Below are 22,934 nucleotides of genomic sequence, written 5' to 3'. Positions count from 1 at the left end.
AAGGGGTGGAAATGAGAGCCGTGGAGCGGTCTGGGTGGGAACGTCTGCGCGCTCTCAGATGATGTTTTTGGCGCGCAGTGCGGCGCGGGCCTGTTCGTCCAGGCCCAGGCGCTGCTGCAGCACCTCGTCGGTGTGTTCGCCCTGGTGCGGCGGCGGGCGGCGCACGGGCAGGCGCTGGCCGTCCAGCGCATAGGGCGGGGCCAGCACGGACTGGCTGCCGGCCTCGCTGTCCTCGAAGCGGTGCAGCAGGCCGGCGTCGGCCGTGCGCTGCGAGTTCAGGGCCTCGAACAGGCCCAGCACCTCGCCGCAGGGAATCTGTGCGGCCGTCAGGCATTCGAGCAGCTGGGCGCGCGTGAAGCGCAGCAGCTCGGCCTGCACCAGCGGCATCAGCAGATCGCGGTTTGCCGAGCGTGCGGTATTGGTGGCAAAGCGCTCGTCGGCGGCCCACTCGGGCTTGGCGATGACGTCGGTGCAAAAGCGCTGGAACTGGCCGTTGTTGCCCACGGTGATGACCAGCGGGCCGTCGGCCGCCTCGAACACGCCGTAGGGCACGATGGACGGATGGGCGTTGCCGAACTTGGGCGGGTCGCCTGCCTTGAGCAAGGTCTCCATGCCGTAGTAGCTGGTGATCATCAGGCCGCAGTCGTACAGGGCCATCTGCACATGACGGCCGCGCCCGCTGCGCTCGCGCTCGTAGAGCGCCGCCAGGATGGCCTGGGCCGAGTACATGCCCGTGAACATGTCCACGGCGGCCACGCCGAACTTCAGCGGACCCTGGCCCTGCTCGCCGTTCATGGCCATGATGCCGGACTCGCCCTGCACCACCAGGTCGTAGCCGGGCCGCGTGGCCTCGGGGCCGCTGCGCGAGTAGCCCGAGATGGAGCAGTACACCAGGCGCGGGTTCAGCTGCGACAGCTGCTCGTAGCCCAGCCCCAGCTTCTCGGCGCCGCCGACCTTGAAGTTCTGTATGACCACGTCGCTGTCGGCCGCCAGCTCGCGTGCGATGCGCAGGCCCTCTTCGGCCTGCAGGTCCAGCGTGACCGAGCGCTTGTTGCGGTTGGCGCTGTTGAAGTAGGAGGTGTTGCGCTGGCCCACGCGCACGCCCCAGTCGCGCGTGTCGTCGCCGCGGCCCGGGTGCTCGACCTTGACGACATCGGCGCCCAGGTCGGCCAGCGCCATGGCGCACATGGGGCCGGCCAGCACGCGCGAAAGATCCAGGACGCGCACGCCGTCCAGCGGCAGGGAAGAGGGGAGAGCACTCATGCGAAACCTTGTCGAACCACGAAAACCGCAACGGGCCGGTGATGCCCGGGCAGGCCCGCATTCTTCATTCGTTTATGGACTTTGACAATCGTGCTAAAAAATGGACATTGTGTGTACTGAGGTTTGACAATGGATCTGGGCGGACTGTCCCTGCTGGTGGACATCATCGAAGCCGGCAACCTGAGCCGCGCCGCCGTGCGCCTGGGCATGAGCCGTGCCAACGTCAGCCACCGGCTCAACCAGTTCGAGCGCCAGATCGGCCAGCAGCTGCTGCGCCGCACCACGCGCCAGGTCGAACCCACCGAGCTGGGCCTGCGCCTGTACGCGCATGGACGCGCGATACGCCAGGAAGCCATGGCGGCGGACGAGTCGGTGGACAGCCTGGGCCAGAGCCTGCAGGGCACCGTTCGGCTGAGCGTGCCCAGCGGCTATGGCCAGCTGCAGATGTCGGGCTGGCTGACGGAGTTCATGCGCATGCACCCGGGCATCACGCTGGAGGTGATCTTCGACAACGACATCGAGGACCTGATGCAGGGCGCCGTGGACTTTGCCGTGCGCGTGATGACCGAGCCGCCCGAAAGCCTGGTGGCCTGCAAGCTCGGCGACGTGCTCTACGAGGCCTGCGCCACGCCGCAGTTCCTGGCGGCGCATGGCCATCCCGACTCGCTGCTGGCGCTCAAGCGCGTGCCGCTGATCACCTCGGCGCTCACGGGCCAGAAGCTGCGCACGGCGGGCATGAACGGCGCCCGGCCCACCGAGCTGCGCATACGCCCGCGCCTGATGTCGCCCAACTTCCATTTCCTGCGCGATGCCGTGCTGCAGGGCCTGGGCGTGGCCGTGGTGCCGCGCTACATGGTGGCGGCCGAACTGGCCAGCGGCGCGCTTGAGCGCCTGCCGCTGCCGCCCGGCAGCCTGGACTTTCTGGCCACGCGCCAGTACCTGCTGTACATGCCATCCCACTACCAGACGCGGGCCATCACCACGCTGATCGACTTCCTGCGCGAGAAGGCCGCGGCGGAGGGACTCAGAGGCTGAAGATCTTGCCGGGGTTCAGGATGTTCTTCGGGTCCAGCGCCTGCTTGATGGAGCGCATCATCTGCACCGCACCGTCGCCGGCTTCCTCGCGCAGGAAATCCATCTTGTGGATGCCCACGCCATGCTCGCCCGTGCAGGTGCCGCCCAGCGCAATGGAGCGCGACACCAGCTGGTGGTTGAGCTGCTCGGCGCGCGAGCGCTCGTCCTCGTTGTCCGGGTCGATCAGGTAGCCGAAGTGGAAGTTGCCGTCGCCCACATGGCCGACGAGGAAGTAGGGAATGCCGCTGTCATCGGCCTCGCGCACCGAGTCCAGCAGCGCATCGGCCAGGCGGCTGATGGGCACGCAGGCATCGGTGGTGATGCAGCGGCAGCCGGGGCGGCTGGAGACAGCCGCGAAATAGGCGTTGTGGCGGGCCGTGAACAATCGCGTGCGGTCCTCGGGACGCTCGGCCCATTCGAAGGCATTGCCGCCGAACTCGCCCGCAATGTCCTGCACCATCTCGGCCTGCTCCTTCACGCCCGTGGGCGAGCCGTGGAACTCCATCAGCAGCATGGGCTCCTCGCGCAGCGTGAGCTTGCTGTAGGCATTGACCATGCGCACCGAGTTCACATCCACCAGCTCCACGCGGGCAATAGGCACGCCCATCTGGATGGTCTGGATCACCGTGCGCACGGCGGCCTCGATGCTGGGGAAGGAGCAGATGGCCGCGCTCACGGCCTCGGGCAGCGGGTACAGGCGCACCGTGATCTCGGTGACCACGCCCAGCGTGCCTTCGCTGCCCACGATCAGGCGCGTGAGGTCGTAGCCCGCGCTGCTTTTCTTGGCGCGCGTGCCGGTGCGCATCAGCTCGCCGCTGGCCGTGACCAGTTCCAACGCCAGCACGTTCTCGCGCATGGTGCCGTAGCGCACGGCATTGGTGCCGCTGGCGCGCGTGGCGGTCATGCCGCCGATGGAGGCATCGGCGCCGGGATCGATGGGGAAGAAGAAGCCCGTGTCCTTGATGGCATCGTTGAGCTGCTTGCGCGTGATGCCGGGCTGCACGGTGACCGTCAGGTCCTCGGTGTTGACCGAGAGAATGCGGTTCATGCGGCTCAGGTCCAGGCTGATGCCGCCTTCGACGGCCAGCAGATGGCCTTCGAGCGAGGAGCCCGCGCCGTAGGGGATGACCGGCACGGCATGCTGGTCGGCCAGCTTCAGCGCGTCCTGCACGTCCTGCGTGCTTTCGGCAAAGACCACGGCCGCAGGCGGGGGCGCCTGGATGGCGCCCTCGTCGCGGCCGTGCTGTTCGCGCACCGCCAAAGCCGTGGAGCACTGGGCGCCGAAACGCTGGGCCAGGGCTTGGAGGAAGGCTTCGGGGATGGGGCGCTGAGCGAAGTCAGGCTGCAGGCGGACGGGGGCGACAGGGGCGTTCATCGGTGTTCTCCAGGGGGAACTGGAAAGAATACCACCGGCCCTGCCGCCCAACCGTGTGGGTCAGCCGCCAGGCATCCGGGTGTCAGCGCGGCTGGACAGCCTTGCTGAATTCATCGCGCGACAGCGATCCGTTCTTGTCGGCATCGATCTGCGCGAAATTGCTGCTCACGGCGGGCAGGGCCTCGGCCTCCTTCTTGCTCAGCTTGCCGTCCCGGTTGGTGTCGGCGCGGTCGAATGCGGCTTGCACCTCGTTGGCGCCGCCCGCTGGTGCTGCGGGTGCTGGCGCAGATTGCACGCCTGCTGCCGAGCCGCCGCCAAACGTCGGCTGCGGTGCTGCGGACGGAGCCTGCGCCATGGCAGTGACGCTGCCCAGCGAAATGGCCGCGAACAACATCACGCTGCGGATTTCAAAACCAGAGACTTTGCGCAGTTGAGAGGTCATATGTCGAACTCCTTGTCGAACGTGGAACATGACTGCATTCCACCTGTTGCAGCGCAGCAGGGCCAGCACTTTTGCCGGCTGTTGCCTGCTACAACATTTGCGTGCCGCCTGTAACGCACAATTGGGTGTTGGGCCGTTACGGGTCCGGCTTTCCACCCCCGCACCGCCAAGGAGAACGCCCATGGGCAACCGTTTGACACAGATCGCCACGCGCACCGGAGACGACGGCAGCACGGGCCTGGGCGACAACACGCGCGTCTCCAAGAACAGCGGCCGCCCGCACGCCATGGGCGATGTGGACGAGCTCAATTCCCACATCGGCCTGCTGCTGTGCGAGGCCCTGCCCGACGACGTGCGCGAGCTGCTGGTCGATGTGCAGCACCAGCTGTTCAACCTCGGTGGCGAGCTGTCCATTCCCGGCTATGAACTGCTCAAGGACGACGCCCTGCTGCAGCTCGACGAAGCGCTGGCCCACTACAACGCGCAGCTGCCCCGGCTGCAGGAATTCATCCTGCCGGCCGGCAGCCGCGCAGCGGCCCAGGCCCATGTCTGCCGCACGGTGGCACGCCGCGCCGAGCGCATGGTGGTGGCGCTGGAGCAGGGCGAGGCCATGCGGCCCGCGCCGCGCCAATACCTGAACCGCCTGTCGGACCTGCTGTTCGTGCTGGCGCGCGTGCTCAACCGCATGGATGGCGGCGACGACGTCTACTGGAAGAGCGAGCGGATGGCCCGCGCGCAGTCCGCCGAAGAATGAACCTGCGCTAATCCCGCGCCAATCCCGCGCCAATCCCGCGTTTAGGACGGCCCATGCGCCTGCGCCACATCGAGGTCTTCAATGCCGTCATGCAGACCGGCAGCGTCAGCGCTGCCGCACGGCTGATCAACATCACCCAGCCGGCCGTCAGCCGCACCCTGCAGCACGCGGAGCTGCAGCTGGGCTTTGCGCTGTTCCAGCGCGCACGCGGGCGGCTCACGCCGACCAATGAGGCGCTGGCGCTGTTCCCCCACATCGAGAAGCTGTTCGAGCAGCTCGACGAGGTCCAGCGCCTGGCCGACAACCTGCGCCATGGCCAGGCGGCGGACCGGCTGACGGTGCTCACTGTCTTCGCGCTCAGCCGCGAGGTGCTGCCGCGCGCCGTGGCCGGATTTCGGCGCCGCCACCCCCAGGTGCAGGTCCATGTGCAGGCGCTGCACACCCCCCAGGTGGTCTCGGCCCTGCTGCTGCAGGAGGCCGACGTGGGCTTCGTCATCAGCTCCGTGGGCCAGCCCGCGCTGGAGCATGAACTGCTGGCCGAGGTGGACATGTTCTGCGTGCTGCCCAAGGGCCTGCTGCCGCCCTCGCGCGTGCGCGAAGAGGGCATGGAGCTCAAGGACCTGGCCGAGTTGCCCGTGGTCGCTCTCGATGCGCGCGACCCGCTGGGCATGCGCCTGGGCCAGGCCTGCCGCGAGCACGGCGTGGGCCTGTCGCCCGTGGTCACCGTGCAGACCTACCACGCGGCCCTGTCCATGGCCGAGTACGGCCTGGGCGCCGCCATCATGGACGGCTGCACCGCCCTGGCCGCCGACCGCCGCAAGGTCCATGTCGTCCCCCTGCTGCCGCGCATCACGGTGGGTGTGAATGCACTCAGCCTGCCCCAGCGGCCGGGGTCGGTGCTGGCGCGGGCAATGACCGAGGAAATGCGCAAGGCCTTGCGCGAGTTGCTGGCTGGTTGAGGCCGTTCATACAAGCATGCCTGCTGGACTGCGGCTGATGCGCCGTGGTCATTGGCACGATCGATTGTCAAATTCAATTGAATTCTCATGATCGATTGATTTGCTAATGAGAATTATTCACAATCATTACCCGGGATCTGACAACTGCATCGTCATGAAGGAGGGTCATGAGAAATTCAGGAGCTTTGCGTCCGCGCTGGCAGGTCGTTGCCTGGGCATGCGCTGCTCTTGCCTTTGCCGGCGGGCTGGCGCTCATCTTTTTTGCCGAACCAGCGCCTGAGGTCAGGCATGTACAGGTGAGCGCAACCAAGCCACCTGCGCAAGCTTCCAGGCCTGCTGCGCCAGCAACTGAAACTTCCGCTCCACCGGCGATCGCTTCCGTACCGGCGCCCGTGCCGGTGGCGCCCCCCACTGCACCTCGAGCCAAGGCGTTTCCTGCCGTTGTCGTGGATGCATCGGCGGAGATTCTGTACAACCGGCTTGCCCGCAGCGAGGTCACGCTGGACCAGGCCGGCGAAGTCGCCAAACTCCACAAGGCATTGGAGCGTTGCTGGATGGTGTCCCTCTACGGGCGCATGGCGCAGTGGGCTTCCCCGGCTTCCGATCCTGAAGGACATGCGATGGCCCAGACGCTGCTGCGTGAGGAAGGGGCCAAGGCGCGGCCCGGCTGCGGTGAGCTTCCCGAGGACGCATATGCCAGGGCAGATGAATGGACCGCCCTGCTAGCGGCCCAGGGCGATCCCCAGAGCATGATGAATTACGGGGGGGCCTACTGGACCCGTGATCTGGAGCATGTGATGAAGGACCCAGAGCGCCTCGACGAATTCCGGCGCACCACCCTGGCCTACCTCAATGCCCTGATCGACCGAGGCTATGTCGATGCGCTGATCATGATGGCCTCCATCCGATACAACCCCACATGGGGAGAGCCGCGGCCGGCCGAGGTATGGGCCTACTTATATGCCAATGCCAAAGCCAGCGGCGATGTGTCCTTGCAAGCCAATTTGCTTCAGAGCATAGACCAGCGGGTGCCGCCGGAAGGGCGCCAGCGTGCGACTGATATGGCTCAGGAGCTAGTGAGGAGATGCTGTGGTGGCTAGTCAGACAACATCAATCTCACCACGCCTCTCCGAAACGTGGCGCTCACTGGTGATCATCGCGCTTGCCGCACTGCTCATTGCCGCGAGTTGGCGTGGCGTATCCGACACCCAAGAAGATCCGCGCGGTTGGAACGATGCCGATATTGCTAAATTTATCTTGGGGACGGTCAACTCATCGTTGTCGATTGGACAATGGAAGCGTGGAGATACGGTGACCATCTGTCAGGCAGGATCCAGCAGATGCATTTTGGTGGTCTACGCCAACATAATGTCTCACGACGCTTGGCTTAAAGCGCGCGACACCGACTCACGGAATGCGCCGCCCGATGTTTCGCTCTGGGAGCGCTTTCTCAAGTGGTTTTTGGGTCGAGGCGGCGTGCCTTCAACGGTTTCGCTGGAGACGCTTATCGCTGAATGGGGTGAAGTGCCGACAGGGACGGTCACGGTCGAACCACTCCGGCCTGATGACACGCTGACAAAGTGCACTGGTTGCCATGGTTCGGATTGGCAGCAAATAGCCCAGCGGCCGACATGGGAGCCGTTGCGACGTGTGGAGGCCAGCGGTTGGCTTGCCTTGATTGGCGCCGCAGCCATGTCGGTGGATGCCCGACATGGCTGGTCCAAGGACGACTGGCAACTCGTACGGAGATTGAGCGGCGACATGACATAGGTGGCTGCGGGACCGGGTCCTACAGATCGCCCGCCTCCATCTGTCCCACCAGCCTCTGCGCCGACCCGAACGCCAGCGTCAGCCCCAGCGCGCCATGCCCTGTCTGCAGCCACAGGTTGCGCGGACCGCCGCGCTGGCGGCCGGTGAGGGGCAGGCCGGTGGGTGTGGCGGGTCGCATGCCGGTCCAGGGGTGCAGGTCGCCGTCCAGCGGCAGGGCGGCGAAGACCTCCTGCGTGGAGCGGCGCAGGCTGGCGATGCGGCGCGGGTCGGTGCGCGTGTCCCGGCCCACGATCTCCACCATGCCGGCCACGCGCAGGCGTTCGCCGATGCGTGCGAAGACGACCTTGCGTGCGGTGTCGGTGACGCTGACCCGGGGCGCGGCGTGCGGCAGCTGCGCGGCGGCATCGGCGGTGATGCTGTAGCCCTTGAGCGGGTAGACGGGAATGCGCAGGCCCAGCTGGCGCGCGTGGACCGCGCTTTCCCAGCCGCTGGCCAGCACGTAGTGGTCGGCATGCAGCGGCAACGGGCCTGCGGCGGTGCGCAGGCCGGTGATGGCGTCGCCTTCGCGCTCGAAGCCCTGCAGCTCCACGCCGTAGCGCAGTTCGGCGCCGCGTGCGGTGAGCCGGGCGGCCAGTTGTTCGCACAGCAGGCGGCAGTCGGCTGCGGCCTCGCTGGGCGTGTGTACGGCGCCTGCAATGCGCTGGGCGTAGCGGGCGAGCGCGGGTTCGATGCGCGCCACTTCGGCAGCGTTGACGATGCGCTGCGGCGCGCCACCCAGGCCCGCCTGCAGTGCCACCTGCTGCGCGGCGGCATCCAGCGTCTGCTGGGTGGGGTAGAGCACCAGCTTGCCCGGCGTGTGCAGGTCGCAGGCCAGTGCTTCGTCGGCCTGGAGCGACTCGAAGGCCTGGCGGCTTTCGGCGGCCAGGGCCAGCAGGGCGCGCGTGCCTTCGGCCGAGGCATGGGCATTGCAGGCGCCCAGAAAGCGCAGTCCCCAGGCCCATTGCGCGGGGTCGGCGCGCAGGCGGAAGGCCAGCGGCGAATCCTTTTGCAGCAGCAGGCGGGGCAGCATCTTCCAGATGCCGGGATCGGCCAGCGGCTGCACGTAGGAATAGCTCAGCTGCGCGCCATTGCCGCCGCTGGCGCCCTGGGCGGGGCCCGGTGCGCGGTCCAGCACGGTGATGCGGTGGCCTGCCTGCTGCAGCGCCCAGGCCGTTGCCAGGCCGACGATGCCGGCGCCCACGATGCAGACATGCATTGATCGTTTCTCCATGCAGCCGCACTGTAGGCCGCGCGCGGCAGGCCGGGCCATGGCATTTGGCACACGGGCCATGCACGCAGGTTATGGCCGGCGGCTGCTGCTCAGGGCAGGGCGACAGCCCATAACCGGCGGGCATGGACCGGCCCGATATTGTCATTCCGCAAAGGCCGCAGCCCTTCCTACACTGGCTGCACATCCACCAAAGACGAGGAGACAAGCATGCAACTTCACACCACCGCGCTGTGCGCGGCCCTGGCCCTGGGAGGCCTGGCTGCGGCCCATGCCGACACGCTGGCCAAGGTGCGCGACAGCGGCCGCATCACGCTGGCCTACCGCGAGTCCTCAGTGCCCTTCAGCTACCTGGACAACGGCAAGCCCATCGGCATGACGGTGGAGATGTCCCAGGCCGTGGCCGAGGCCGTGAAGAAAGCGGTGAACCGACCCGATCTGAAGGTGCAGTGGCAGGCCGTGACCTCGCAGAACCGCATGCCGCTGCTGGCCAACGGCACCATCGACCTGGAATGCGGCTCGACCACCAACAACACGGTGCGCGGCAAGGAGGTGGCCTTTGCCATCAACCATTTCTACACGGGCACGCGGCTGCTGGTGAAGAAGAGCTCGGGCATCAAAAACTACGCCGACCTCAAGGACAAGACCGTGGCCATCACCACGGGAACCACCAACCTGCAGGTGCTGCGCAAGGCCAATGCCGACAAGGCCTGGGGCATGAACATCGTCATGGCCAAGGACCATGCGGACGGCTTCCTGCTGGTGGAGAACGACCGCGCCGCGGCCTTCGGCATGGACGACATCCTGCTCTTCGGCCTGATCCCCACGGCCAAGAACCCCGGGGACTTCGAGGTGGTGGCCGACTCGCTGCAGGTCGAGCCCTATGCCTGCATGTTGCGCAAGGACGATCCCCAGTTCAAGCAGCTGGTCGATGGCGTGATCGGCGACATGATGAAGTCGGGCGCGTTCGCCAGGCTGTATGACAAGTGGTTCATGCAGCCCATTGCCCCGAGGAACGTGGCCCTGGGCCTGCCGATGAGCGAGCAATTGCAGAAAAACCTGCAGGACCTCAGCGACAAACCCGCTTTTTGATTTCGGATCGCAGCATGCAGCAGCAGCTTCAGCCCCCGCGCGCGGTGGGCATTCTCGGGGGCATGGGTCCGGCCGCAGGCGCGGATTTCGTGCGCCTGTTCGTGCAGGCCTGCACGGCGCACCTGCAGCAGCAGGGCCTGCCCGTGCATGACCAGGCCTATCCCGAGCACTGGCTGGTGCAGCTGCCCATGCCCGACCGCAGCGCCGCGCTGCGCGCGGACCCGCAGTCGCCCACGGGGCCGGCCCAGCACCTGCTGCAGGGCGTGGGCCGCATGGCGGCGCTGGGCGTGCGCAGCGTGGCCCTGGCCTGCAACACGGCCCATGCCTGGCATGGGCAGCTGCAGGCGCTTTTTCCGCAGCTGCATGTGCTGCACATCGCGCGCCAGGCCGCCCTGCACCTGCAGGCCGGCGGCGCGCAGCAGGCCATCGTGCTGGCCACGCAGGGCACCTATGACAGCGGCCTGTACGACGCGGCACTGGCCGAGTGCGGCATTACCGCGCTGCAGCCCGATGCACAGGGCCGCGCGCGGCTCATGCAGGGCATCTACGACGGCGTCAAGCAGGGCGACATGGACCTGGCCGCGCGCTGCTTTGGCGAGGTGCTGGCGCCGCTGCTGCAGCGCCATGGCGATGTGCCCGTGATCATGGGCTGCACCGAGATCCCGCTGGCCCTGCCGCAGTCGCCGCTGGCGCGCGGTGCTGAGCTGGTGGACCCGGCCTGGATCCTGGCCCAGGCCCTGGCCGGCGATGCCTATGGACAGGTCCGGGAGACCCACCGGCTTCAGTAAGTCTCGAGGTGCAGCCGGCCTTCGCGCTTGAGGCGTGTACCGATCTGTTCCCAGTCCAGCCCGGCTTGCTGCGCCACGTCGCGCAGTGCCAGCACCACGCCTTCCTCCATGCTCTTGAGCCCGCAGACGTAGAAGTGCGCGTTGTCGTCGCGCAGCAGGGCCGCCAGGTCGGCCGCACGTTCGCGCAGCAGGTCCTGCACGTAGCGCCGGGGCTGGCCGGCCACGCGCGAGAAGGCCAGGTTGTTGTCGATGAAGTCGCGCGGCAGGCTTTGCAGCGGGCCGAAGTAGGGCAGCTCCTGCGGCGTGCGTGCGCCGAAGAACAGCATGAGCTTGCCGCCCTCGAACCTGCCGCTCTTGCGCAGCCGCCTGCGCCATTCGGTCATGGCGCGCATGGGGGCGCTGCCCGTGCCCGTGCAGATCATCACGATGTGCGAGCGGGGATGGTTGGGCATCAGGAACGACTGGCCGAACGGGCCTATGACCTGGACCCTGTCGCCGATGCGTGCGTCGCACAGGTAGTTGCTGGCCACGCCGCGCACGGGGCGGCCCTGGTGGTCCTGGGTGACGCGTTTCACGGTCAGCGCCAGGTTGTTGTAGCCGGGCCGCTCGCCATTGCGCGCACTGGCCACCGAGTACTGGCGCGCCACATGCGGGCGGCCCTGGGCATCGGTGCCGGGTGCGATGACGGCGATGGACTGGCCTTCGAGCACGGGGAACGGCTGGCTGCCGAAGTCCAGCACGATGTGGTGGGTCTCGCTGTCGAATCCCGCCTCCGTGCAGTTGAGGTTTCCGACCACGGTCGCCGTGACGGGGCTTCTGGGACCATGCAGGTTGGTGTACGGATGGGCGGCTGACCAGGGCGGCACGGTGGCGCCGTAGCTGGCGCTGCGCAACATCTGGGTATCGGCCTGGTCGTCGGGCCGGGCCGCATCCGCACCGCGCGTGGCGGCCGCCGCGATCACGGCCTGGGCCTGGCTCAGGTCCTCGGCGGCAGGTGCGTCCCCTGTGTCCTGTGCCTGAACCAGCGCCTCAGGCGGCAGCTCCTCGGGCAGCTCGTCCCAGAGCAGCTGCTCGGCCACGGGATAGGCGCTTGCCAGCGGCACCTTGCGCCAGTTGTCGATGGCGCCCGTAGGGCAGGGCGAGACGCAGTCCATGCAGCCGTTGCACTGCTCGGCCAGGACCACGTAGTTGCGGTCATCGTGCGTGATGGCGCCCACGGGGCAGGTCGCCTCGCAGGTGTTGCAGCGTATGCAGATCTCCGGGTCGATCAGGTGCTGGGTGAGGATGCCGTGTTCTACCAAGGCGACTGTCATGGGCGACTCCCTGCTGGCGCGGCGCTTCAGTTGAAGCGCACGTATTCGAAATCCACGGGCTGGCGGTTGATGCCCATGACCGGCGGCGCGATCCAGCCCGCGAACTGGCCCGGCTCCACGCAGCGGCCCATGAGCGAGGCGACGAACGCGCGGTCGGCGTCCGTGGGCAGCCATTCGCCCTCGCGCATGCGCCATTCCTGCTCGCTGACCACGCGGCCGTCGGGGCTCATGCGCACGCCGGCCAGCGCGCCGATCTGGCGGTTGAAGGCCTTGTGCGGCACGGTGAGGCGGAAATCGATGCCGGCCTTTTCCATGACCTTGTTCCAGCGGCCCACGCCCGCGTTGGAGTCCTTGATGTAGTCGTCGCGCAGCACCTCGTTGAGCGCGTTGAGCATGGGTACTTCCTTTTCCTGCAGCCTGCCGTCCACCACTTCCAGCACCTTGTAGTGCTGGTCGTGCAGGCGGTGGTCGTCCGCGCGCTTGCCTTCCTCGTAGCGGCCCTTGAGGCCGCTGCTGTAGAAGGTGGCGGCATTGCTGGACTGGTCGGCGCCGAACAGGTCGATGGTCACGCTGTAGTGGAAGTTCAGGTAGCGCTGCAGAGTGGGCAGGTCGATCACGCCGGCCGCGCGCAGGCGGCCCACGTCGTCGGTGCGCAGCTCGTTCATGACCTGGCAGGTGCGCTGCAGCACGCGCGAGACACCGGACTCGCCCACGAACATGTGGTGGGCCTCCTCGGTCAGCATGAACTTGGTGGTGCGCGCCAGCGGGTCGAAGGCGCTTTCGGCCAGCGCGGCCAGCTGGAACTTGCCGTCGCGGTCGGTGAAGTAGGTGAACATGAAGAAGGACAGCCAGTCGGGCGTCTTCTCGTTGAAGGCGCCCAGGATGCGCGGGTTGTTCTCGTCGCCGGACTGGCGCTCCAGCAGGGCCTCGGCCTCCTCGCGGCCGTCGCGGCCGAAATGCTTGTGCAGCAGGTAGACCATGGCCCACAGGTGGCGGCCTTCCTCCACGTTGACCTGGAACAGGTTGCGCAGGTCGTACATGGACGGCGCGGTCAGGCCCAGGTGGCGCTGCTGCTCCACCGAGGCGGGCTCGGTGTCGCCCTGGGTGACGATGATGCGGCGCAGGTTGGCGCGGTGCTCGCCGGGCACGTCCTGCCAGGCCTTCTCGCCCGCGTGGTCGCCGAAGTGCACCTTGCGGTCGGCCTCGGCCGGGTTCAGGAAGATGCCCCAGCGGTAGTCGCGCATCTTCACGTGGCCGAACTGGGCCCAGCCCTGGGGGTCCACGCTGATGGCGGTGCGCAGGTAGACGTCGTAGTCGGTGGAGCCTTCGGGGCCCACGTCGCCCCACCAGTTCAGGAAGTTGGGCTGCCAGCTCTCCAGCGCGCGCTGCAGGGTGCGGTCTTCGCCGAGGTTGACGTTGTTGGGGATCTTCTCGCTGTAGTTGATGGCGCTCATGGGGGGTCTCCGTGGATGTTTCGGGGCGTGCCTGCGGTCAGACGCGGTTGAAGTCGAAGCCGGCCTTCTGGCCCGTGCCGTAGAGCTTGAGAGCGCCCTTGTCGCCCACGGCATTGGGGCGATTGAAGATCCAGTTCTGCCAGGCCGACAGGCGCCCAAAAATGCGCGTGACCATGTTCTCGCGGCTGGCAAAGCGCAGGTTGGCTTCCAGGCCCGTGAGCGCATCGGGCGACATGGCGGCGCGCTCTTCCATGGCGATGCGGATCTCGTCGTCCCAGTCGATGTCGTCGGGCGCGGCCGTGACCAGCCCCAGGGCCAGGGCCTGATCGCCGTCCAGCGCGCGGCCCGTGGCGGCGCGCGCGGCCTCCAGCGGCGCGGCTTCCTCGTAGAAGCGGCGCTGCAGGCGCGACTGGTCGTTGACCAGGGGCAGCAGGCCGAAATTGAACTCGTCCAGCTGGATGCGCGGGGCGCGCTCGGTGTCATCGGGCAGCACCAGCATGTAGGCGCGGTCGGCCGCGAAGGCCAGCTCGGCCAGCATGCCCACGAAGCAGGAGCCGGGCTCGATCAGCGCGAACAGCGTGCGCGAGGACACATCCAGCCGCGCAAAGCTGCGGCGCAGCAGGCCCAGCGTCTCGCGCGCCAGCCAGTGGTCCTGGTGGGCCAGCAGGGCTGCGTCTGCGGCCAGCACGGCGGCGGCATCGCCTTCGGTCTTGAGCAGCCAGGTGCCCACGTCCAGCTCGTTGGTGCGCAGGTGCAGGATGGCGTCGTCCAGCTCGCGGCCCATGGCCAGCGGCCACCAGGCGTCGCCGGCCTGCTCGATGGCTTCGATGCTTGCGGGCTGCGGACCTTGCCCAAGCGTGGGCGCCTTTACGGTCAGCGTGGCGCAGCGGCGCGCGCGGTCGATCTGCACGCTGACATGGCGGTAGTGCAGCGCGTCGTCCGTGGCCTCGCGCTCCAGGCGCGTGAGCGTGATGCCCTGCGCATTGGCGGGGCGCGTGCTGCCCTCGGCCAGGCGCTGCGCGCGCTGGGCCACCACGGCCTCGAACTGCGCGGGCTTGGCCACGGCATCCACCAGGCGCCAGTCCACGGCGCGCTGGCCGCGCACGCCTTCGACGCTGGTGCAGAAGATGTCGGCCAGGTCATGGCGCACATGGCGCTTGTCGGTCACGCGCGTGAGGCCGCCCGTGCCGGGCAGCACGCCCAGCAGCGGCACCTCGGGCAGGGAGACGGAGGAGGAGCGGTCGTCGATCAGCACGATGTCGTCGCAGGCCAGGGCCAGCTCGTAGCCGCCGCCCGCGCAGGCGCCATTGACGGCGGCCAGGAACTTCAGGCCCGAATGGCGCGAACTGTCCTCGATGCCGTTGCGCGTCTCGTTCGTGAACTTGCAGAAGTTCACCTTCCAGGCATGGCTGGACACGCCCAGCATGAAGATGTTGGCGCCCGAGCAGAAGATGCGGTCGCGCCCGCTGGTGACGATGACGGTGCGCACCTGCGGATGCTCGAAGCGGATGCGGTTGAGCGCGTCGTGCAGCTCGATGTCCACGCCCAGGTCGTAGCTGTTGAGCTTGAGCTTGTAGCCGGGCCGTATGCCGCCGTCCTCGGCGATGTTCAGCTGCATGCGGGCGATGGCGCCCTCGACGGTGAAGGACCAGTGGCGGTACTGGGCGGGCTCGGTGCGGTAATCGACAGTGGGGCTGGACGGGTGCATGGACGGCCTCTTGGATGAAAAATAGTGCAGTCGCAGATACGGTGCAGGCATAATTATGCAGATTCATCAGGAGAATGCACGCAGCAACACGCACGATAGTGCGTGTTTTGACCGTATTTAGGGTAAACACCAGCCAGCACAGGCGAAAAAAATCCAGGCCTGGGGCCTGGATGCCGTGGGTTGCTGCCGCCGTCTCAGCGTGCGGGCAGGAACAGTGCCTTCAACTGATCGAAGCTCTGCTCCAGCGTCTGCCCGCTGGTATCCACCACGTGGTCGGCCTTGGCGTAGAAGCCGGCGCGGCCTTCGAGGATGCTGCGCAGATCGTCCATGGCCTCGGGATTGGCGGCCATGGGGCGGGTGTCGCCCTGGGCCACGACGCGGGCCATGTGCTCCTCGGGCTGGGCCTTGAGCCAGACCGTGGTGCAGTGCGACAGCAGCTCGTTGAAGGTGGCCGGGTCGGAGACGATGCCGCCCGGCGTGGCGATGACCACGTCGCTGTAGATCTGCACGGCCTCCTCCAGCGCGCGGCGCTCGTAGCGGCGGTAGGCGTTGGCACCGTACAGGTCGTGGATGGCGCGCACGCTGCAGCCCGCAATGCGCTCGATTTCCTGGTTGAGTTCGAGGAAGGGCACGCCCAGCTGCTCGGCCAGCATGCGGCCCAGCGTGGACTTGCCTGCGCCGCGCAGGCCGATCAGGGCGATGCGCGTGTGGCGCTGGCGGTCGCTGGGCGCCGTGCCCAGCAGCTCGCCTGCGGCCAGGCGCACGCGGCGCAGATCCTCTTCATTGCGGCCTTCCAGCAGTTCGCGGATCAGCAGCCATTCGGCGCTGGTGGTGGTCACGTCGCCCAGCAGCTCGGCCATGGAGCATTGCAGGGCCTGTGCAATATGGTGCAGCACCAGCACTGACACATTGCCCGTGCCGTATTCGAGGTTGGCCAGGTGGCGCTCCGAGACATCGGCCGCCGCCGCCAGGGCGCGCCGCGTCATGCCCCGGCGCGAGCGCAGGCTGCGCACACGCTCGCCCAGCGCCTGCAGCACCTGGTTCCTGGGGGCTTCTGAGAGGGAATCCGCCGCCCCGGCGGACTGGGCTGCCGTCTCGAACTGGTCCATAGAGTTTCCTTGAAGAGGGCGTGAATGATAAACAGTCGGGGTTAACACCAGCCATGCAATATAGTGCTTGACGCTCGGTGGTGTTCTAACTATCTTTCTGATGCACGCACAATATTGCATGTTGTGCGGAAGATCACAAGTCGGGCCGGATGCCCGATGTCGAAGGAGACCCCGATGATCGACTTCACCCAGCCCTTCAATTTCGCCGCGCACCTGTTCGCGCTCAATGAGGGGCGGCCAGGCAAGATCGCCTACATCGACGACCACGGCACGCTGAGCTACGGCCAGCTGCAGCAGCAGGCGCAGCGCATGGCCAGCGGCCTGCTGGCGGCGGGCATCCACCGCGAGGAGCGCGTGCTGCTGCTCATGCACGACCGCCATGAATGGGCCGTGGCCTTTCTGGGCGCGCTGTATGCGGGCGTGGTGCCGGTGGCGGTGAACACCTTGCTCACGGCCGACGACTACGCCTACATGCTGGGCCACAGCCGCGCCCAGGCCGTGCTGACCTGCGATGCACTGCTGCCCCTGCTGCGCCAGGCCATGGACCGGGCGCCCAACGAGGTGCGCCATGTCTGGGTGGCCGGCGACGAAGCGGCGGCGCGCGCCGCAGGCTTTGCGCCCCTGCAGCCCTGGCTGGCGGCGCAGCCGCCGTTGCCCGCACCGGCGCCCACGCTGGGCGATGACCCGGGCTTCTGGCTGTATTCCTCCGGCTCCACGGGCAAGCCCAAGGGCGCGGTCCACACACATGCCAATCCGTACTGGACGGCCGAACTCTATGGCGGCCCGGTGCTGGGCCTGGGCGAGGGCGACATCTGCTTTTCCGCCGCCAAGCTCTACTTCGCCTACGGCCTGGGCAATGCCCTGAGCTTTCCGCTGAGCGTGGGCGCCACCGTGCTGCTGATGGCCGAGCGGCCCACGCCCGAGGCCACCTTTGCGCGCTGGGTGCAGCACCGGCCCACGGTGTTCTTCGGCGCGCCCACGGGCTTTGCGGGCATGCTGGCCTCGCCGCTGCTGCCCGCGCGCGAGCAGGTCAGCCTGCGCATGTGCTCCTCGGCCGGCGAGGCGCTGCCGGCCGAGATCGCCCAGCGCTTCAAGGCGCATTTCGGCGCCGACATCGTGGACGGCATCGGCTCCACCGAGATGCTGCACATCTTCCTGTCCAACCGGCCCGGCGACATCCGCTACGGCACCACGGGCAAGCCCGTGGACGGCTACCGCGTGGAGCTGCGCGGCGAGGACGGCCGCCCCGTGGCCGATGGCGAGGTGGGCGACCTGTTCATCCAGGGCCCCAGCGCCGCCCTCATGTACTGGGGCAACCGGGACAAGACGCGCGAGACCTTCCAGGGCGGCTGGCTCAAGAGCGGCGACAAGTACGTGCGCGACGCCGATGGCTACTACACCTATGCCGGGCGCAGCGACGACATGCTCAAGGTCAGCGGCATCTATGTCTCGCCCTTCGAGGTCGAGGCCACGCTGATGCAGCACCCGGCCGTGCTGGAGGCCGCCGTGATCGGCAAGACCGACGCCGACGGCCTGCTCAAGACCAAGTCCTTCGTCGTGCTCAAGGACGGCTGCATCGCCACCGAGGCCGAGCTCAAGGCCTTCGTGAAGCAGCGCCTGGCCGCCTACAAGTACCCGCGCTTCATCGAGTTCGTGGACGAACTTCCCAAGACCGCCACCGGAAAGATCCAGCGTTTCAGGCTCCGAGAGCGCGAGGCCAGTACACCCCCTGAGCCGCTACGCGGCTTCCCCCTCTCTACTCGCTGAGCGAGGGAGGGGGACGACACCCTCGGTGCGGGGCGGCCCTTCCTCGGTGTCCCTCGCTTTGGGACGCGCCAGTTTCAAGGGGCGTGGCAGTGCCATGGAGAACCGAAATGAATTGTGTGAGCAAGACCCGCAAAGCAAGACCCATCGACCACAAGGAGACACGCATGAACACCGATCGCAAACACTGGGCCGTCCTCGCCCTGACGGCCTCCCTGTCCTGCGGCGCATATGCGCAGGACAGGATCAAGGTCGGCTTCATGCTGCCCTACAGCGGCACCTATGCGGCGCTGGGCTCGGCCATAGAGAACGGCTTTCGCATGTTCGTGAACGAGCAGGGCGGCAGGCTGGGCGGGCGCGAGATCGAGTTCTTCAAGGTCGATGACGAGTCCGATCCGGCCAAGGCCACGGACAACGTCAACCGCCTGATCAAGCGCGACAAGGTCGATGTGCTGGTGGGCACCGTGCATTCGGGCGTGGCCATGGCCATGGCGCGCGCGGCCAAGGAAAGCGGCACCGTGCTCATCGTGCCCAATGCAGGCGCCGATGCGGTCACGGGCGCCATGTGCGCGCCCAACATCTTCCGCTCGTCCTTCTCCAACTGGCAGTCCTCCTATCCCATGGGCGTGGTGGCCGCCAGGCAGGAAGGCAGGAAAACCGCCATGACCATCACCTGGAAATACGCGGCCGGCGAGGAGATGACCAATGCCTTCAAGGAAGGCTTCGAGAAGGAGGGCGGCAAGGTCAGCAAGCAGCTCACCGTGCCCTTTCCCAACGTGGAGTTCCAGGCCCTGCTGACCGAGATCGCGGCGGCCAGGCCCGATGCGGTGTTTGCCTTCTTCGCGGGCGCGGGCGCCGTCAAGTTCGTCAAGGACTACCACGCGGCCGGCCTGCACAAGACCATCCCGCTGTACGGCTCGGGCTTTCTGACCGACGGCACGCTGGAGGCCCAGGGCGAGGCCGCCCAGGGGGTGCTGACCACGCTGCACTACGCCGACGAGCTGGGCACGGAGCGCGACCGGCGCTTTCGCTCCGCCTATGCCCAGGCCTACAAGCTGATGCCCGATGTGTATGCCGTGCAGGGCTACGACGCCGCCCAGATGCTGGGCGTGGGCCTGAAGGCGGCGGGCGGCGACATCGCGAAGAAGGCCGAGTTCCGCCAGGCCATCGAGAAGGCCACCATCCCCAGCCCGCGCGGCGACTTCACCATCAGCAAGTCGCACAACCCCGTGCAGGACATGTACCTGCGCAAGGTCGTGGGCAAGGAGAACCAGCGCATGGGCGTGGCCATCAAGGCCCTGGGCGATACCGGCCGCGGCTGCCGCATGTGAGGCGCGGGGCGCACTCATATACGGACGCATACGGACATCGCCATGGACCTTGCCACCTTTCTCGTGCAGTGCCTGAACGCCGTCCAGTACGGGCTGCTGCTGTTCCTGCTGGCCTCGGGCCTGACGCTGATCTTCGGGATCATGGGCGTGATCAACCTGGCCCATGGCAGCTTCTACATGATCGGCGCCTACATGGCCTTTGCGCTGTCCCCGCTGCTGGGCCAGCACTTCATCACCATGCTGCTGGCCGGCGTGGCGCTGACCGTGGTGCTGGGCTATGCGCTGGAGTGGGCCTTCTTCAGCTACCTCTACGAGCGCGAGCACCTGCAGCAGGTGCTGATGACCTTCGGGCTGATCCTGGTGTTCGAGGAGCTGCGCTCGCTGCTGGCGGGCAACGACGTGCATGGCGTGCCGCTGCCCGGCTGGCTGTCGGGCAGCTTCTCGCTGGGCGGGCTCATGAGCTATCCGTGGTACCGGCTGTTCGCCTCGGGCGTGTGCCTGCTGGTGGCGCTGGCGCTGTACTGGGTGGTCAACCGCACGCGCCTGGGAATGATGGTGCGCGCGGGCGCCAGCAACCGCGACATGGTGCGCGGCCTGGGCATCGACGTGAAGCGCCTGTACCGCATCGTCTTCGCCATCGGCGTGGCGCTGGCGGCACTGGCGGGCATGATCGCCGCGCCCATGAGTTCGGTCTATCCGGGCATGGGCGGCAACGTGCTCATCATCTGCTTCGTGGTGGTGGTGATCGGCGGCATCGGCTCGATCACGGGCGCGCTGCTGGCCTCGCTGCTGGTGGGCTTTGTCGATACCTTCGGCAAGCTGTTCTTCCAGGAGCTCAGCGGCATGAGCGTCTACCTGCTGATGGCGGTGGTGCTGGTGTGGCGGCCCCAGGGCCTGATGGGGCAAAGGAGCTGAACAATGGCCGTATCCAATCCTTCTCCGGCCCTGCTGGCAGCCGCCGTGCAGCCTGTTCAGATGCCGCAGCGCGCGTGCCGATGGCAGGCCTGCGCCGTGCCGCTGGCCTGCGTGGCGCTGCTGGCGCTGGCCGGCCCCTGGTGGTCGGACTATCTGTCGGGCCTGGTGGTCAAGACCATGATCCTGGCCATCTTCGCGCTCAGCCTGCAGCTGCTGGTGGGCGGCACGGGCCTGGTGAGCCTGGGGCATGCGGCCTTCATGGGCCTGGGCGCCTATGCCGCCGTGCTGTCCGCAGGCAACGAAGGCGGCAGCCTGCCGGCCATGCTGGGCTGGGCGCTGCTGGCCTCGGGCGGCTATGCGCTGCTGGTGGGCCTGCTGAGCCTGCGCACGCGCGGCATCTACTTCATCATGGTGACGCTGGCCTTCGCACAGATGGCCTACTTCGTGGTCCACGACACGGGCATCAGCGGCGGCAGCGATGGCATCTACCTGATGGCCCGGCCCGCGCTGGGCGCCATCGACATGGAAATCCCGCGCGTGCAGTACTACGTGGTGCTGGCCGCCCTGGTGCTGGTCTATGCCTTCCTGGCAGGGCTGCGCCAGTCGCGCTTCGGCGCGGCGCTGGCGGGCATACGCGTCAACGAACAGCGCATGCGTGCGGCCGGCTTCACCACCTACGGGTACAAGCTCGCGGCCTTCGTGCTGGCCGGCATGCTGGCCGGCGTGGCAGGCTTTCTGCTGGCGGTGCGCGATGCCGTGGTCAACCCCGAGCTGCTGTCCTGGCACCACTCGGGTGAGGTGCTGCTGATGGTCATCCTCGGCGGCCTGGGCTCGCTGCGCGGCGCCGTGCTGGGCACGATAGCTTTCATCGCGCTCAAGGAGGTGCTGTCCACGCATGCCATCGTCGGCCCCATGGCCGATCACTGGCAGCTGAGCCTGGGCCTGGCCATCATCGTGCTCGTGGCCCTGCTGCCGAAAGGACTGATGGGGCTGATCGGGCTGGCGGGCCTTGCACGGCAACGCGCCGGAGTGCACAACGAGGTCCACCGCAAGGAGGCCGGACATGGCTGATGCGGCACTGCTTTCGGTGCGCGGCCTCACGCGCCGCTTTGGCGGGCTCACGGCCGTGGGCGGCGTGGACCTGGACCTGCATGAGGGCGAAGTCCATGCCGTGATCGGCACCAACGGCGCGGGCAAGTCCACCCTGGTCAACATGCTCTCGGGCGAACTGGCGGCCAGCGCGGGGCGCATTGCGCTCGCGGGCCAGGACGTCACGCGCATGCCCCAGCCCCGGCGCGCGCGTGCCGGCGTGGGCCGCAGCTACCAGCGCACCACCATCTTTCCCGAGTTCTCGGCGCTGGAGAACTGCCGGCTCGCGGCCCAGGCGCAGATGGCGCTCAGGCCCTGGCAGCTGGGCCTGTCCGCACAGCGCTGCGCGGACAGCCTGCGCCAGGCCCATGCGGCCCTGGAGCGTGCGGGCCTGGCGGGGCAGGCGCTGGCCGTGGCCGGCACGCTGAGCCACGGCGCCAAGCGCCAGCTGGAAGTGGCCATGTGCCTGGCCACCGGCCCGCGCGTGCTGTTGCTGGACGAGCCGCTGGCCGGCATGGGCGCCGAGGAGACCGAGCGCATGCTGGCCCTGCTGCAGGAGCTCAAGCGCGGCCACGCGGTACTGCTGGTCGAGCACGACATGGACGCCGTGTTCCGCATCGCCGACCGCATCACCGTGATGGTCAACGGCAGCGTGGTGGCCACGGGCACGCCCGCGCAGATCCGTGTCGATCCCGTGGTCCGTACTGCGTATCTGGGAGAAGACCATGACTGAGCCCATGTTCGCCATCGACGAGCTGCATACCTACTACGGCGACAGCCACATCCTGCAGGGCGTGAGCCTGGCGCTGGGCGCGGGCCAGGCCGTGGGCCTGCTGGGGCGCAACGGCATGGGCAAGACCACGCTGATCCGCACGCTCATGGGCTATGTGCCCGCGCGCCGTGGCCGCCTGCGCGCCGATGGCCGCGACTGCACGGGCGCGCCGCCCGAGCGCATGGCGCGGCTGGGCATTGGCTATGTGCCAGAGGGGCGCGGCATCTTCCCCAACCTCAGCGTGCGCGAGAACCTGGTCATGAGCGCCCGCCCCGGCCTGCAGGGAGAGCGCCACTGGACGCTGGAGCGCGTGCTCGACACCTTCCCCCGGCTCGGGGAGCGGCTGTCCAACGGCGGCGACCAGCTCTCTGGCGGCGAGCAGCAGATGCTGTCCATAGGCCGCGCGCTGATGACGCATCCGCGCCTGCTCATCCTCGACGAAGCCACCGAAGGCCTGGCCCCCCTGGTCGTCGCAGAAATCTGGCGCGTGATCGCCGCCATCCGCAGCACCGGCATCTCCACCCTGATCGTGGACCGCGACTACAAAAAGGTCCTGGCCCACACCGACCGCGCCGTGGTCATGACCAAGGGCCGGCTGGCGCTGCAGGCCGACTCGCGGGAGCTGCTGGCGCAGCCGGAGCGCCTGTCGGAGTTGCTGGGGGTTTGAGATGGCGGGGGATGTGGAGGACTTCCAG

The 22,934-nt window shown here is 67.8% G+C and carries 21 protein-coding genes; 13 read left to right on the top strand and 8 right to left on the bottom strand.

Annotated elements, in window-relative coordinates:
- Positions 1–54: 54 nt before the first annotated feature.
- On the bottom strand, positions 55–1,263 hold the full coding sequence (locus IAE24_RS02905) for a CaiB/BaiF CoA transferase family protein (protein ID WP_199958666.1): 1,209 nt from the start codon (positions 1,261–1,263) through the stop codon (positions 55–57).
- Positions 1,264–1,392: 129 nt separating this feature from the next.
- Here IAE24_RS02905 and IAE24_RS02900 point away from each other — a divergent pair, with 129 nt between their 5' ends.
- On the top strand, positions 1,393–2,298 hold the full coding sequence (locus IAE24_RS02900) for a LysR family transcriptional regulator (protein ID WP_047217545.1): 906 nt from the start codon (positions 1,393–1,395) through the stop codon (positions 2,296–2,298).
- On the opposite strand, the gene IAE24_RS02895 is transcribed toward IAE24_RS02900, so the two are convergent.
- Entirely contained in the window at positions 2,288–3,712 is a 1,425-nt protein-coding gene (locus IAE24_RS02895; RefSeq protein WP_013799978.1) for an FAD-binding oxidoreductase, read from the bottom strand. The genes IAE24_RS02900 and IAE24_RS02895 overlap by 11 nt on opposite strands.
- A gap of 82 nt (positions 3,713–3,794) precedes the next feature.
- Positions 3,795–4,154, bottom strand: a complete 360-nt coding sequence (locus IAE24_RS02890; RefSeq protein ID WP_199958668.1) for an EF-hand domain-containing protein — start codon at positions 4,152–4,154, stop codon at positions 3,795–3,797.
- A gap of 181 nt (positions 4,155–4,335) precedes the next feature.
- Between IAE24_RS02890 and IAE24_RS02885 the strand changes: the two genes are divergently transcribed.
- From IAE24_RS02885 to IAE24_RS02870, 4 genes are all read left to right on the top strand, one after another.
- Positions 4,336–4,908, top strand: a complete 573-nt coding sequence (locus IAE24_RS02885) for a cob(I)yrinic acid a,c-diamide adenosyltransferase (protein ID WP_013799980.1) — start codon at positions 4,336–4,338, stop codon at positions 4,906–4,908.
- Between the two features lie 53 nt (positions 4,909–4,961).
- Positions 4,962–5,867 (top strand): LysR substrate-binding domain-containing protein, encoded by a 906-nt coding sequence (locus IAE24_RS02880; protein ID WP_012202007.1) that lies wholly within the window; start codon positions 4,962–4,964, stop codon positions 5,865–5,867.
- Positions 5,868–6,034: 167 nt separating this feature from the next.
- On the top strand, positions 6,035–6,967 hold the full coding sequence (locus tag IAE24_RS02875; RefSeq protein WP_199958670.1) for a hypothetical protein: 933 nt from the start codon (positions 6,035–6,037) through the stop codon (positions 6,965–6,967).
- A 49-nt stretch (positions 6,968–7,016) separates the two neighbouring features.
- Positions 7,017–7,637 carry a hypothetical protein gene (locus tag IAE24_RS02870; protein WP_199958672.1) on the top strand — a complete coding sequence of 207 codons (621 nt, stop codon included), beginning with the start codon at positions 7,017–7,019 and terminating at the stop codon, positions 7,635–7,637.
- A 19-nt stretch (positions 7,638–7,656) separates the two neighbouring features.
- On the opposite strand, the gene IAE24_RS02865 is transcribed toward IAE24_RS02870, so the two are convergent.
- Complete coding sequence (locus IAE24_RS02865; RefSeq protein ID WP_199958674.1) at positions 7,657–8,892, bottom strand: D-amino acid dehydrogenase; 1,236 nt, start codon at positions 8,890–8,892, stop codon at positions 7,657–7,659.
- Between the two features lie 222 nt (positions 8,893–9,114).
- Between IAE24_RS02865 and IAE24_RS02860 the strand changes: the two genes are divergently transcribed.
- On the top strand, positions 9,115–9,996 hold the full coding sequence (locus IAE24_RS02860; RefSeq protein ID WP_012202010.1) for an amino acid ABC transporter substrate-binding protein: 882 nt from the start codon (positions 9,115–9,117) through the stop codon (positions 9,994–9,996).
- A 14-nt stretch (positions 9,997–10,010) separates the two neighbouring features.
- Complete coding sequence (locus tag IAE24_RS02855; protein ID WP_071957011.1) at positions 10,011–10,784, top strand: aspartate/glutamate racemase family protein; 774 nt, start codon at positions 10,011–10,013, stop codon at positions 10,782–10,784.
- Here IAE24_RS02855 and boxA read toward each other — a convergent pair.
- The 4 genes from boxA to IAE24_RS02835 all read right to left on the bottom strand — a co-directional run bounded on the left by boxA (position 10,778) and on the right by IAE24_RS02835 (position 16,368).
- The gene (gene boxA, locus IAE24_RS02850) at positions 10,778–12,097 is read right to left on the bottom strand and encodes a benzoyl-CoA 2,3-epoxidase subunit BoxA (protein ID WP_199958683.1); all 1,320 of its coding nucleotides are present in this window, start codon (positions 12,095–12,097) and stop codon (positions 10,778–10,780) included. The genes IAE24_RS02855 and boxA overlap by 7 nt on opposite strands.
- A gap of 26 nt (positions 12,098–12,123) precedes the next feature.
- On the bottom strand, positions 12,124–13,551 hold the full coding sequence (boxB, locus tag IAE24_RS02845; protein ID WP_012202013.1) for a benzoyl-CoA 2,3-epoxidase subunit BoxB: 1,428 nt from the start codon (positions 13,549–13,551) through the stop codon (positions 12,124–12,126).
- 37 nt (positions 13,552–13,588) lie between these two features.
- Positions 13,589–15,259 (bottom strand): 2,3-epoxybenzoyl-CoA dihydrolase, encoded by a 1,671-nt coding sequence (gene boxC, locus IAE24_RS02840; protein WP_123694854.1) that lies wholly within the window; start codon positions 15,257–15,259, stop codon positions 13,589–13,591.
- 194 nt (positions 15,260–15,453) lie between these two features.
- On the bottom strand, positions 15,454–16,368 hold the full coding sequence (locus IAE24_RS02835; RefSeq protein WP_012202015.1) for a helix-turn-helix transcriptional regulator: 915 nt from the start codon (positions 16,366–16,368) through the stop codon (positions 15,454–15,456).
- A 174-nt stretch (positions 16,369–16,542) separates the two neighbouring features.
- On the opposite strand from IAE24_RS02835, the gene IAE24_RS02830 reads away from it, so the two are divergent.
- From IAE24_RS02830 to IAE24_RS02805, 6 genes are all read left to right on the top strand, one after another.
- Entirely contained in the window at positions 16,543–18,135 is a 1,593-nt protein-coding gene (locus IAE24_RS02830) for a benzoate-CoA ligase family protein (protein WP_199958685.1), read from the top strand.
- 164 nt (positions 18,136–18,299) lie between these two features.
- Entirely contained in the window at positions 18,300–19,463 is a 1,164-nt protein-coding gene (locus IAE24_RS02825; protein WP_013799988.1) for an ABC transporter substrate-binding protein, read from the top strand.
- 42 nt (positions 19,464–19,505) lie between these two features.
- Positions 19,506–20,378 carry a branched-chain amino acid ABC transporter permease gene (locus IAE24_RS02820; protein WP_013799989.1) on the top strand — a complete coding sequence of 291 codons (873 nt, stop codon included), beginning with the start codon at positions 19,506–19,508 and terminating at the stop codon, positions 20,376–20,378.
- 3 nt (positions 20,379–20,381) lie between these two features.
- Entirely contained in the window at positions 20,382–21,449 is a 1,068-nt protein-coding gene (locus IAE24_RS02815; protein ID WP_199958687.1) for a branched-chain amino acid ABC transporter permease, read from the top strand.
- On the top strand, positions 21,442–22,200 hold the full coding sequence (locus IAE24_RS02810) for an ABC transporter ATP-binding protein (protein WP_126311553.1): 759 nt from the start codon (positions 21,442–21,444) through the stop codon (positions 22,198–22,200). Before IAE24_RS02815 ends, IAE24_RS02810 begins: the two co-directional genes overlap by 8 nt.
- Entirely contained in the window at positions 22,193–22,906 is a 714-nt protein-coding gene (locus IAE24_RS02805; protein WP_442778722.1) for an ABC transporter ATP-binding protein, read from the top strand. Before IAE24_RS02810 ends, IAE24_RS02805 begins: the two co-directional genes overlap by 8 nt.
- The last annotated feature ends 28 nt before the right edge of the window (positions 22,907–22,934 follow it).

The sequence above is a fragment of the Delftia sp. S65 genome, from assembly GCF_016516495.1.
Classification (GTDB): domain Bacteria; phylum Pseudomonadota; class Gammaproteobacteria; order Burkholderiales; family Burkholderiaceae_C; genus Comamonas; species Comamonas acidovorans.
This window is presented reverse-complemented; position numbering and strand designations above follow the sequence as displayed.